Below are 12709 nucleotides of genomic sequence, written 5' to 3'. Positions count from 1 at the left end.
TTCCTACATATTCGGCTTCTAATTTACCATCAATTTTTTTATATCTCTAATTATATATTTTAGGATTGGATATTATTCCTTCGATCAATTTCGCCCTTCGCCTCCGCTTCATGTTCTTTCAGTTCCGCTTTAAACATACTCCTAATCACTTCTTTGTCACCGAACATTAGGATGAAGTCTCCAGCTTGAAGTTCAGTATTTAGTCTTCCCTTTCGGATAATGATTTCACCACGCTTTATTAATAGAATATTTATGTCTTCCTCTGAATTTAATTTTTCTATTAGTTTCCCTCCAATCATGCTGGAAGTACTGTGTAGAGGAACTTCCACTAAGTAATCATTCTCTTCTGTTAGGAAGACATCTTTTATTGTCAAATCTTGAATATCAAAGTTTGTTTCCAATTCACGCTCGAATAAGTCGGATAGTCTGTTCTTTACTTTACCTACTTTCAAAACAAATAGGAAAAAAACCAATACTCCTGCGACATAGCCTATTTTCATAGTGAAAAATTCATCTGACAGTATGCTGCTAATTGCAGAAATAATAACCGCTAATGAAAATGCACCAAAGAGGATTAAAAAAGCACCAAGCCTTCTGCGTATGGGATGATCAATAATTAGTTCTGATTCCCCAGTCGTAAATCCAGTTCCTGTAAGCATGGAGATAACCTGAAATCTGGCAATATGCTTTTTAAGTCCTGTAAAAGTAAATAGGAGGGTATTAATTTCTATTACAACTAAAATAATGGTTAAATATATTAAAATAAATAAATACCCCATATGGTTCCACCTCCGGTTAAATCTGTGATAAATAAAAAAACTTTAAGATAATCTATTTTAACCAACAATTGATAAATATATATTCGTTAAACTTTTAACTCCACTTTCCCATATGCAGCTAGATTAAAACATTAATACAATGAAAGTGATTATACAGATGTTAGGTGCTTTAATAATTCAACCATTCTCTCCAACAGAAGTATTATCAAATAAATTAAACCTAGTAGTCGAAAATTCAAAAGTTCACCTAGAATATGTAGACAATCAAAGAAAACAAACTTTTAAAGATTATTGCTAATCCACTATTTCAATAAAAATGGCAAAAAACCTTTAATAATTAATCACAATAATAATGTTCTTCAAATAAAAAAAGCATTCAACAATATTAAATCATCGAATACTTTTTAGCGATTATTCTAACTGCATGCTAAGGGTTGCTTCTTGTTTATCACAGTTATGTTCGTCACAAACTCAATCAGAATCATTTTACTTCAGCATGTATAAGTTAGATTTAAGTATTCTATCCCTCTATAAATAGTGTGAAATTATTTCATAAACATATTAGGATATAATCTAATCATTGCTTTCGATATGGTATCCGCCATTTCCCTTGCTTGTTCCTCAATCTTATCATATACTTCAATGTCTTTCTGATAATCCTTGTTTATCATATAAACAGCTTCCTGCTTTGTTAAATCTAAGTGGTGGTAGAACATTTCTCTTACGTCTTCTTCCAGTAAATACGGGTTAATGCTATTAAGAAATACAGCGATTTCATCCGCATTAGCATACCATTTTTGTTCTGCAATTCTCGCTGCTTCCTGGTCCTTAGCTAACGTTGCTTTTACTAAATCAGCTGCAAAAGTAAGATGTTCCTTAATTAGTTCTGCATACCTGTCAGCTGCAGCATCCCCATATAATGGTCGAATCATTTCTCCCATATCTGTCGCATTTTTCAAGAGACGTGCGATGACAAAATCTACGTCTGGCAGGTTAAATGTAAGGCTTATAATCGCCATTCTAGTCCATGCCACATGCTCCTCCCACAAACTACGATTATCATTCATTAGATCCACTGCTGACTGATTAATACATTCGTTTCGTCCTACATTTTGAATAGCTGTTTGTGAAACTGGGATGAAAATATGTTGTCCTACTAAAAGGGAGTACGGATTAACACCTCGATTAACAGTAAAAATATTCTCTGGAGTTGTATTAAACCTCTGTGCGATTCTCCAATAATTATCTCCAGGTTGAACAATATAGATAAATCCGCCATTTGAAAAATTATTCATATGCTTATACTTCACTCCCCTATCTAAATACCAATCAAAAAACAATGTGCATATTTGTATCCTTTACATCGTATTCAACTCAGTGGGATTGGGTGAGTCATATCAAAAAAGCTGTCCAAGTAGATTTAGTAACCTCCCTGTATTAGTAACAAAAACAATTCTGAATAGTTCCCGATTTATTCTATAATGGAGAAAAAAGGTTAATTAAATTTGAAAAGTTATTTTTTAATAAGTCGTCTTTTTGAATAGTAGAATCGTTTTCCTTGTAGAGGGGGTAATTTCTTGATAGACGAAGATAAATTAGAGCGGCTCATGCAGCAATATACAAAAGAATTGCTTCGTGTGAGTTATTATTACACGCACAATATGCATACAGCGCAAGATATTGTACAGGAAGTGTATATTAGGTTTTATCATAAACAAATTGCATTATTCGATGAGGAAATGAAGCCTTACTTGTTGAGGATGGTTATTAATCAATCAAAGGATTACTTAAAAAGCTGGCATTATCGGAAAATGAAAATAGTCGAAAAAATGTTCTCGCAATCCAGTAATGATACAAATCACCTCATACAGAAAGAGGAAGAGGATGAAATTAGTGAAGCTATTTTCTCTTTACCACTAAAACAACGGGAAACCATTACCTACTATTATTTTGAAGGATATACGACAAGAGAAATTTCCTATTTGTTAAAAGTACCTGAAAGTACGATTAAATCTCGACTAAATAAAGCAAGAGAACGTTTAAGAGAACAATTAAAAAATGCAGATTGGGAGGCGCTATTGAATGGCTAACTTTCGATTAAAGGAGCTTCAAGATATAACAAAAGAGGCACAATCCGTGAAACAATATGTACGAACAAACATGCATCGTCCGAAGAAAACAAACCATCTTGTTTATAGATTAACTGTTACTGTAGTCACTATTGCAATGATTTTTATTGTTTTGAATGTAGTGAAGTCTTCATTACCTCCTACTTATTCCTCCCTTTCGGAAAATTTGATTGAAGTAGAGAGTCTAGGTGGTGCTACAAGCAGTGAAATGTTTAGACATTATGATGATCAAGCTGATCGTGAATTGACGTATTATCGACCGATAAGTTTAGAGGAATATGCGGCACTATCCCCAATAAAAATTCCAGAAACTTCCATTCAACTAAAACAATATGATTCCACGGTAATAGTTGTGGAAAGTGACATAGGATTCGAAACGCAGTTCATGTTTGATAAACGTGATGAATATAAAAAAATTACCGATTTTTTAGTGATTTCGGTGAGCAATAGTGATATAAATCCATTTATTTTGAATGATTTCACAAAAATAACAGAGGATGGGGTTGGCAATTCTGTTCAAATGGAATCTCTCTCTGAATCGGTATACCTTATGCATCAAATTCGCACAACCCCCTCTGCACTTGTATATCGTTATTATGATTATGATGAAGCGACTGATCTCATTTCTGTAAATGTAACATCTGCAAATGAATTGTACACCTACTACAAAGGAAATATTTATCATATAGGCTATGATTTAAAACAGCCCATAGATGAAGTTGTAGCGTTTGTAAAAGAATTTATCTTACTGAATGCAGATAATTTTTAACCTTAAGTAGCACAAACCATTGTAGTGGTTTGCGCTACTATTTTTTTAGTGAACGAAAACAATTTTACTAAAAACAAGAGACCTAAAACCTTCTATTTAACCGCCTCGTTTTAGGGATAAGGGAGGAAATAACAATTGCTTCGATTGCAGTAGATAAACAAGAAGTTAAGGTGACTAAACAAAATTTCTTTCACTATTCGTATATATAATTCATTACATCTTGGATGTAACTTTCTAATGGTTGTCCAGTATCAACAGTCATGTACTTATATCCCCATGGTTTTTTACTATTTTCAATCGTGGATTTAAAAGCTATTTCAGACTTTATTTCTATTATTTGGCTTATCATTCTTTCACGATTTTTTAACCTAGAATTAGTTTCATGAATATCGTTAAGATAGCACTCTACATATTTATATTTCACATTATATTTTTTAGATAAAGATGTTCCTTTATCAATCATTTCTTGATATAAGCAAGGGCTATCAAATATTACATCTTGTCCTTGTGATAAGTGAAATTCAATTAAAGACCAATCAATATTGTATGAAATCTTACCAGCAAGATTTAAATCAATAACACCTTCCTCTATAGAATGTAATAAAGCCGATTTTACAATATCATGATCAATGATAACTGCTCCAGTTCTTTTAAAAATTTGTCGTGCAAGAGTGGATTTACCGGAGCCTGGGAAGCCAGACATTTGTACAAAAAACATAAGTATTACCTCACCTCAATTTATTCTTTTCCTTTGTAAAACTAAATTGCTGCGTAAGTGAATTTTCCGGCAGCATAGCTCTCTTTTTTATAATCACTTTTTCACATTCTTTTAAAGATGATTTATTATCTAGTTTAAATTGCATAATATTTAGTTTATAAAAACGGTAATAGAAATACGTTTTTTATAAAAGAAAGTTTCACTAATTGAAAATAATAAGTTTCCCCATACTATTCCTTTATTTTAATATTGTTCAATTTCCTCGATAAAAGTAGACATTAATAATGTTCTTTAAATAAAAAAAACATTCAACAATAATAAATTGTCGAATGCTGCTTTTTAGCGATTATTCTAACTGCATGTTAAGGGTTACTTCTTGGTTATTCAACATAACAGTTATTGCTGATTCAGTTACAAGCTCTGAAACAAACTGTATATTATGGACTAAGACATTTGATTTTATTAAAAATTCAAAGCGCTGGATTAATGATTTGGAATCTTCGCTACAATTTATTGAAAGGTTGATATATTTTTCAATTGGGTAATTATACTTTTTACGTGTGTCCTGAATGATTCGTATAAAATCACGAATCAGTCCTTCTTCTAATAACTCAGAGGTTAACTTCGTATTAATAAGTACCTTATAAATACCATCTTCTACAAATGCATAGCCCTCTTTTACATGGGTTTCTGTAATTACATGCTCCTTTAATAATTCATAGGATTCATTTGAAATAACTATTGGTATACTTCCTTTTGATAACAATAATTGTTTTTGGGTAGCTGTTAAATTCTCCACATACTTTTTTACATTATTCACATTTTTACCAAATATAGCACCAGCTACTTTGAAATTTAACTTAAACGAAATTTCTTCTAATTCATTTAAATCTGTTACCCAAGTTAATACTTTTATGTTTAATTCGTCTTGAATAATGGAGCCAAAGTCCTTCAAGCTTTCGTTGGATAAGTTTGTACAAATGACCATTTCAGCTAGTGGCTGTTTCACTTTCAAGTTATATGAACTACGGATACTGCGACCTAACTCAACGATCTTCAATACAGCATTCATATCATCCTCTAATTTTCCATCGATTAAACTACTGTCATGTTTTGGGTAGTCCCGTAGATGAACGCTATTATTGTGTAATTTTAAATGAATATCCTCTGCGATATAAGGACTGAACGGCGCAACTAACTTACTAACATTACTTAATACGTAGTATAACGTATTAAAGGCTGCACGCTTATCCTCAGAAAAACCTGTTGCCCAAAACCGTTGTCTTGACCGACGTACATACCAATTACTTACTTCCTCTACTAACTCAGCGATTTCACGAGTAGCTTGGGTAAACTGATAATCATCCATATATATTGTTACCCTTTGAATCGTACTATTCAACCGCGAAAGAATCCATCGGTCCATTTTTGTTTGGTTACCGGGTTTTGTTGTATCAAAGGAAAACTGATCAATATTTGCATATAGTGAATAAAATTTATATAAATTATCAAGCGTATCAAGTAGCTTTGAACTCGCTTCTTGGACAATCTTTGTTGAAAAACGTTTTGGATTCCATGGAGAACTATCGACCAATAATGCCCAGCGCAATGCATCGGCACCGTACTGATGCATTAATTCGAGTGGATCTAATGCATTACCTTTGCTTTTTGACATTTTCTGTCCCTGTTCATCCAATACATGGCCAAGTGATAATACATTTTTATAAGGTGCCTTTCCTGTAAAAAGTGTTGAAACCGCTAGTAAGCTATAGAAGAAACCTCTAGTTTGGTCAATTCCTTCTATCACTACATCCGCTGGGAACTGTTCGTTAAATTGTTTATTATCACCAAATGGATAATGATGCTGTGCAAAAGGCATCGATCCGCTATCAAACCATACATCTATTACTTCAGGCGTACGTAGCATCTCCCCACTACATTTTGGACAAGTACAGATAACGGCATCTATATATGGCTTATGCAACTCTAAATTTCCCGGTAATGGCTGAGATGCGAGTCTGGCTAAAGATGCAACACTTGTCGGTGCCTCTTCGTTTCCACAAGTTGAGCAAATCCACACGTTTAAAGGGGTTCCCCAGTAACGATTACGGCTTATATTCCAATCCACTACATTTTCTAAGAAATTACCAAAGCGCCCATTTTTAATGTGATCAGGGTACCAATTAACCTTTTCATTATTTTCAACTAGTTGCTCTTTTAATGCTGACATCTTGATGAACCAACTGTCCGTTGCATAATAAAGAAGTGGAGAATCACATCGCCAACAATGGGGATAGCTATGTTCATATTTCTCTTTATGAAATAGTAACCCCTTGGTCGATAATAGCTTAATAATCTCAACGTCACAGTCTTTCACAAATTTACCCTCTAAATCCGTGACTACTTCTGTATAACACCCTCGCTGATCCACGACATTTACAAAGGAAAGTCCATTTTGTTGCACTGTTCGATAATCATCCTCACCATATGCCGGGGCAATATGCACAATCCCTGTACCACTCGTTTCTGTTACATAATCTGCTAACACGACAAGATGCCCTTTTGGTACGTCTACATAATGGAATGGAGGAAGGTAAGGAACACCATCAAATTCGTCTCCTGAATGTTCACTTAGGATGATAGCTTTTTCTCCTAATACAGCAGGAACTAATGATTTTGCAACTATATATATTTCATCTTCTACCTTAGCTCGGACATAAACAAGAGAAGGATTCATAGCAAGCGCTACGTTAGCTGGTAACGTCCAAGGCGTTGTAGTCCAACCGAGAAAAAATTCATTAACATTTGCGAGTTTAAATTTAACAGTGGCTGAGAGATCTTTCACATCCTTATAACCTTGCGCCACTTCATGTGAACTCAGGGATGTTTGGCAGCTAGGACAATAAGGTGACACACGATGACCTTTGTAGAGCAATTTATCGCGATGCACTTTACTTAAAATATTCCATACACTTTCAATATAATCGTTACTTAATGTTAAATAAGGGTTATCCATGTCTACCCAATAACCTAGTTCCTCCGTAAAGGAACGCCAAACTCTTTCATATGTGAATACACTTTCCTTGCATTTCTTAACAAAATCCTCAATACCATAATTTTCGATATCTTGTTTACCTGAGATTCCTAGCTGTTTCTCCACCCCTAGTTCAACTGGTAAACCATGTGTGTCCCATCCTGCCTTTCGCTTTACTTTGTATCCCTGCATAGTTTTATAGCGAGCTACGACATCTTTAATCGTTCTTCCGAGTGCATGGCCTACATGTGGAAGTCCATTTGCTGTTGGTGGACCTTCATAAAAGACAAATGGTGTAGCCTCTTCCCGATTTTGTACAGATTTTTCGAAGGTATTATTGTTTTGCCAATACTCACGTATTCTTTGTTCCCGTTCTACTTTACTTTCTTTTACTTCATGCATGCTCATAACTTTTCCTCCTATACATTTTGTATAAAAGGCATACAAAAAACCCCGTCCCGAGTAAAGGGACGGGGTTAACCGCGATACCACCCTAATTCTATTGAGCCGATCCAATAGCACTTAGCAACGTACAAATCATACGTGTTCTTTTTAACGGTAGACACCCGGATAAGCTTACTAAAATCTTCAGCTCTTCTTCTCAGAGAGGATATTCATGTATCACTTGCACACTGACTTTCACCAATTTGTCAGCTCTCTGGGGAACTTATAGATACATTACTCTTTCTCTTCAACGAATTTATATGCTTTTATTGAATAGTACTATAACAAATTTAGTAAATAGTGTCAATTATTTTTCCGAATGCTAATAGTGTTTATATTAGCCGCAAACTGCTCAGTATCAGAAGCCTTCAATTTCTACATTAATGAATGAATAAGTTCAAGTTAATACTAACCATTTTTTGATTCATTTGAAAACCAGTGTTTATGACAAAAAGCCTTGCAAACGCAAAAAGCTTCAAAGTTCTGTGGACTCATTCCAATATATTTTTCACTCGTTGCACATATTCATCCATATCATAGGAATAGTATAGCTGACTAGCAAGTCGGACAGGATCCCCGAAGAAAAAACGTTCGTATAGAGTTTGTCTTGTGCCAAAAGCGCTCATCGTTAAGTCCCATGCTAATCGAAAAAGTTTCACACGGTCCTCTCCAATGTCCTCACTGGATTGTAAGTAATGATTTAACTCGTTTTTAATAGGTGATTGAAATGCACTTTCGGTTGGGATGGACATTAATCCACTCGCACCTAAGAGCTGAATGATTTCCGTAAACCTCGGATAAATGTGTGGAAATACATTCATTGCAATTTGTAATGTGGCGCGATCTGGTTGCATCCAACCCCCTTTGTCTATTTGGGCCTCTACCTCTGATTTTATCACTAATGCTTTCATCGTCTCCAGAGCTATGATTATTTCAGATGCTTTTTCTTGCACATGCTGGTATTCATCAATATTAATGGCATCGATAATTAATTGGACAATCCCCAGTATGAATTCGGTTTTTATAATTTGCCTAGATACTACTTGATGAAGTGTAAAGGGTAGGAACGAGTTCGACTTCATAAAATTATTTGATATATGGATATTATCATAATAAAATACGCGCTCCCAGGGAACTAAGACATTATCAAACACTACAACGCTATCCATTTCTTCATATTTCGAACTTAATGGATAGTTAAAAGAGGAATCCCCTCCAACAAATGATTCTCTACATATGAACCTTAACCCTTTTGTATTACTAGGTATGGAAAATGCGAAACTATTATCCTCTTCTACTTTCCCTCCTGCTGCGATTACTAATAATTCATCCGTTATTCCACCTTGTGTCGCAAGGAGTCGTGCACCTTTTACTATGATTCCATCTTCGTTCCTATCTATTATTTTTGCGGCAATCGGTTCATTCGAACGCTCCACATACAGTAGTGTTCGATTTACTTGTGGTTCTATAAAAGTATGGGTCATGGAGATATCATTTTCTCTTGCGTATTCATAAAATGATTGCAGATTATCTGGAAAACAGTTCTTTTGATCCTGCAACAAATGAACGGATGAAGCTAAAGCCATTAATGTTGTGTTCATATAATCTGGACTTCTTCCCATTAATCCATTATTCGATTTAGCCCAGTGCTGTACCATTTCACGTCTTGCCACTAAGTCCTCTTTTGTCTTCGGCTGCAAATACGACATACCTATCCGGTTTTTGCTAATTGGTGACAAATACGTTAGAACACATATTAAGTCTTTATGATGCTGCAGATCATATAATGCTGCCTGACTTTTGATAATTCCTTTAAACGCAGGATGCTCCGAAATATTCCCTGTGACAGGCTTTCCGTCTATCCAAACGTCCGTTTTCAACTGGTCAATCCGATCAATATACTGTTTCCCCGTTATAGCCGGCATACTCTCACTCCTAATGCATTAGGCTGTTCTTAGCATTATATTATTACTATTTTAGTTAAGGTGTGACTATAAAATAAACAAAGCTGTCTCCTCACTCAAAATAGTAGAGCTTCACTGTTTTCAATGCCATCTCTTCTTGGGAATCTGTAACATACCACCTACTAGATACTTATTTATGGTTCCATTCTCTATGTCTTTAGAATCAGACACGATAGGCAAAAGCTACGAGGAAGTGGATCTGTTGTTAAAATTTGTAGCCAATCAATTTCAGAAGTTAATTTCCCCATATAAGAACAGAATGGGACCGTTTATAGGTCTTCCATTCGGGTTCATTTTTTGTTTAAAGTGTTCCACCAGATCCACCGTCGATGTTTACAGATGTTCCAGTAACATAAGATGCTGCATCTGAGACTAAAAAAGTAATGACATTTGCTGCTTCTGCTGTTTCACCAATTCGTTGGAGTGGAACCGAAGGGCCAACTACATTTCTTGAATATTCCTCCCAAGTAAGTTCAGGAGCTTCTTTTTTCCATTTTAATTCGATTTGATTACTTCTGATTAGGCCAATGCAAACTGTATTAACACGAATATTGTCTTTTCCTAAATCTTTACTCATAGCTTTAGTCAATGCCATACCAGCTGCTCGACTAACTGTCGTTGGTAAAGAATTGGCAGGCGGTGTTTTCCCCAAAACTGCCGTTACGTTCACAATCGCTCCCCCGCCTACTTTTCTCATATATGGTAGAGCGGCTTTTGAAGTATGTATTGCTCCAAATAATTTTAAGTCTAAATCTGTTTGCCATAAATCTGTATCAACTGATTCAAAAGGATTCGCGGACGAAGTACCGGCATTATTAACTAAAATATCAATACGTCCATAACGATCTACTGTTTTTTGAACAATTTCTTTACACGCATCCTCTTTTGTAATATCAGCAGGAGCAATTAATACCTCTGTTCCAGTTTCACTTTTAATGAACGCTGCTGCTTCTTTTAATTCTTCTTCTCCACGTGCGCAAAGAACTACATTAGCTCCTTCTTGGACTAATTGTAAAGCAGTTTGTAAACCTATCCCTTTACTTGAACCAGTTACTATCGCTACTTTTCCTGATAACCCTAATTCCATAGTGTTGCCCTCCTCTAATTCAGTAATCTTGTTCATCTTTCATTATATTACAAGTTTATCATTTGTCAGAATTATTGCTCAGGTCATATAAAACCCCAGTACACTAAAATATGTACTGGGTTTATGAATTAGCTAATTTTTAATATAGGTTTAATTGCAATACCAGATTTAGAATCTTCGAAAGCTTCGTTAATTTGATCGAAGTCATAGAATTTTACTAGTTTATCAAATGGGAACTTCCCTGCTTTGTAGTATGCAACAAGTTCTGGTATGAATACTCGTGGCACTGAATCTCCTTCGATAACCCCCATCATTGTTTTACCTTCTGCCATTAAATCATTATGTATATCTATTGGCATTTCTGGTGTTACCCCAACAATTGCACAAGTACCAAGAGGGCGAAGGGCATTTAAGCTTTGTTTAACGACTGGAGGTACACCTGTTGTTTCAACTGCATAATTAGAACCACCATTAGTAATGGCCTTCACTTCTGCCACTACATCTACGTTACGTCCGTTCAATGTATGTGTTGCTCCTAACTCTTTGGCTAATTCAAGACGTGAATCATGTACATCCACAGCAATAATATGCTTGCAGCCAACAATTTTTGCTGCCATTATTGCTGATAAACCAACAGCTCCACTTCCGTAAATTACGATTGACGAACCAAATTCAGGCTGGATACGGTTAAGAACAGTACCTGCACCTGTTTGAATTCCACACCCTAGAGGTCCTAGTAATGCCAAATCTACATCTTTGTCTACTTTAATAACATTACGTTCGTGTGCAATTGCATATGTCCCAAAAGCAGATTGTCCAAAGAACGTTGAAAGTTCAACTCCGTCTTTACTTAACCTTTTTGTATTATCATCATGAACTCCACCAAAGTTTAAATCATTAAACGTTTCGCAAACTGTTGGATGTCCTGTTAAACAATTCGAGCAAGAACCACAATGAGCAAAAGATAGGACAACATGATCACCAACCTCTAGTCCCTTAACCCCATCACCAACTTGTTCAATAATTCCTGATCCTTCGTGACCAAGTACAGCTGGAAGTGGAGCAATTGCTAAATCACGTGCAACTGCATCTGTATGACAAACACCGGTTGCAACAATTTTCACTAATACCTCGTTTGATTTTGGATTAGCAAGATCAACTTCTTCAATTTGGAATGCTTCCCCTTGTCCCGGTGTAACTGCTGCTTTAATTTTCATGACATGTAACCTCCACTATAATTGTGATACAAAAAATTATTTACCTACATAAACATCATATATTTCCTTTCTTAGTAAAGCAATTATAAAGATTAGAATTTAAGTGGGAGTACTTTATTTCTAAATGTATATACATTATAGTTGTGTGTTGTTTTTCAGTAAACATACTAGATACAGAATGATTTATAGTAAATGACACATCCTAAGGTAAAGGAGATGAAATCAATTATGCAGAAAATAGTTGTTGCATTTGGAATTATCGCTTCCACCCAATCAGTTTCAACACATATACCTACAATTGCTCTCGCACAACAAGAAATACCTGCCTACGCTAAGTGGGGACAGCTCGCTATAAAAGAAACTCAATCCAAATATCCCAATGCGAGTATTATTGACTACCTCCACGAAGGAAGAGAATCTAAAGGAAATACTACAATTGAAAAATTTAGATTATGGTTAAAAGATAGTGACAAAGAATTTGGAGTCTCTGTAAAAATTGAATTTAAGACAGAGACTGATGAGCTACTTAATATTCAAATCCAAGAAATTTAGGATAAATTTAAGCACT

The 12709-nt window shown here is 35.1% G+C and carries 10 protein-coding genes and 1 other annotated feature; of the genes, 3 read left to right on the top strand and 7 right to left on the bottom strand.

The window, feature by feature from the left end; genetic code table 11:
• Positions 1-59: 59 nt before the first annotated feature.
• A complete protein-coding gene (locus KD050_RS18130; protein WP_211893713.1) occupies positions 60-779 on the bottom strand; it encodes a TrkA C-terminal domain-containing protein in 720 nt (239 codons plus the stop codon).
• Between the two features lie 545 nt (positions 780-1324).
• Positions 1325-2074, bottom strand: coding sequence for a LysM peptidoglycan-binding domain-containing protein (locus tag KD050_RS18125; protein ID WP_211893712.1), 750 nt, complete (start codon positions 2072-2074; stop codon positions 1325-1327).
• Between the two features lie 282 nt (positions 2075-2356).
• On the opposite strand from KD050_RS18125, the gene KD050_RS18120 reads away from it, so the two are divergent.
• Both KD050_RS18120 and KD050_RS18115 read left to right on the top strand, forming a co-directional pair.
• Positions 2357-2869 (top strand): sigma-70 family RNA polymerase sigma factor, encoded by a 513-nt coding sequence (locus KD050_RS18120; RefSeq protein ID WP_211893711.1) that lies wholly within the window; start codon positions 2357-2359, stop codon positions 2867-2869.
• Positions 2862-3677 carry a hypothetical protein gene (locus KD050_RS18115; RefSeq protein WP_211893710.1) on the top strand — a complete coding sequence of 272 codons (816 nt, stop codon included), beginning with the start codon at positions 2862-2864 and terminating at the stop codon, positions 3675-3677. Before KD050_RS18120 ends, KD050_RS18115 begins: the two co-directional genes overlap by 8 nt.
• Positions 3678-3870: 193 nt before the next feature.
• On the opposite strand, the gene KD050_RS18110 is transcribed toward KD050_RS18115, so the two are convergent.
• The 5 genes from KD050_RS18110 to KD050_RS18090 form a co-directional block, all read right to left on the bottom strand.
• Positions 3871-4395, bottom strand: coding sequence for a P-loop nucleotide/nucleoside kinase family protein (locus KD050_RS18110; RefSeq protein ID WP_211893709.1), 525 nt, complete (start codon positions 4393-4395; stop codon positions 3871-3873).
• A 346-nt stretch (positions 4396-4741) separates the two neighbouring features.
• The gene (gene ileS, locus KD050_RS18105; protein ID WP_211893708.1) at positions 4742-7837 is read right to left on the bottom strand and encodes an isoleucine--tRNA ligase; all 3096 of its coding nucleotides are present in this window, start codon (positions 7835-7837) and stop codon (positions 4742-4744) included.
• 55 nt (positions 7838-7892) lie between these two features.
• Positions 7893-8133, bottom strand: a binding site (T-box leader).
• Positions 8134-8364: 231 nt separating this feature from the next.
• Entirely contained in the window at positions 8365-9798 is a 1434-nt protein-coding gene (hpaB, locus tag KD050_RS18100; protein WP_211893707.1) for a 4-hydroxyphenylacetate 3-monooxygenase, oxygenase component, read from the bottom strand.
• A gap of 340 nt (positions 9799-10138) precedes the next feature.
• Entirely contained in the window at positions 10139-10924 is a 786-nt protein-coding gene (locus KD050_RS18095) for an SDR family NAD(P)-dependent oxidoreductase (protein ID WP_211893706.1), read from the bottom strand.
• Between the two features lie 128 nt (positions 10925-11052).
• Positions 11053-12141, bottom strand: a complete 1089-nt coding sequence (locus KD050_RS18090) for an NAD(P)-dependent alcohol dehydrogenase (RefSeq protein ID WP_211893705.1) — start codon at positions 12139-12141, stop codon at positions 11053-11055.
• Between the two features lie 228 nt (positions 12142-12369).
• Here KD050_RS18090 and KD050_RS18085 point away from each other — a divergent pair, with 228 nt between their 5' ends.
• On the top strand, positions 12370-12693 hold the full coding sequence (locus tag KD050_RS18085) for a DUF3889 domain-containing protein (RefSeq protein WP_211893704.1): 324 nt from the start codon (positions 12370-12372) through the stop codon (positions 12691-12693).
• Positions 12694-12709 lie beyond the last annotated feature (16 nt).

This window comes from Psychrobacillus sp. INOP01 (genome assembly GCF_018140925.1).
In the GTDB taxonomy this organism is placed as follows: domain Bacteria; phylum Bacillota; class Bacilli; order Bacillales_A; family Planococcaceae; genus Psychrobacillus.
The sequence above is the reverse complement of the archived record's forward strand: the minus strand, read 5'-3'. Positions and strand labels throughout refer to the sequence as shown.

Excerpts from the sequence above, each read along its gene's own strand:
- KD050_RS18130 (WP_211893713.1), bottom strand. The coding sequence starts at position 779 with ATGGGGTATTTATTTATTTTAATATATTTAACCATTATTTTAGTTGTA.
- KD050_RS18125 (WP_211893712.1), bottom strand. The coding sequence starts at position 2,074 with ATGAATAATTTTTCAAATGGCGGATTTATCTATATTGTTCAACCTGGA.
- KD050_RS18115 (WP_211893710.1), top strand. The coding sequence starts at position 2,862 with ATGGCTAACTTTCGATTAAAGGAGCTTCAAGATATAACAAAAGAGGCA.
- KD050_RS18110 (WP_211893709.1), bottom strand. The coding sequence starts at position 4,395 with ATGTTTTTTGTACAAATGTCTGGCTTCCCAGGCTCCGGTAAATCCACT.
- ileS (WP_211893708.1), bottom strand. The coding sequence starts at position 7,837 with ATGAGCATGCATGAAGTAAAAGAAAGTAAAGTAGAACGGGAACAAAGA.
- hpaB (WP_211893707.1), bottom strand. The coding sequence starts at position 9,798 with ATGCCGGCTATAACGGGGAAACAGTATATTGATCGGATTGACCAGTTG.
- KD050_RS18095 (WP_211893706.1), bottom strand. The coding sequence starts at position 10,924 with ATGGAATTAGGGTTATCAGGAAAAGTAGCGATAGTAACTGGTTCAAGT.
- KD050_RS18090 (WP_211893705.1), bottom strand. The coding sequence starts at position 12,141 with ATGAAAATTAAAGCAGCAGTTACACCGGGACAAGGGGAAGCATTCCAA.
- KD050_RS18085 (WP_211893704.1), top strand. The coding sequence starts at position 12,370 with ATGCAGAAAATAGTTGTTGCATTTGGAATTATCGCTTCCACCCAATCA.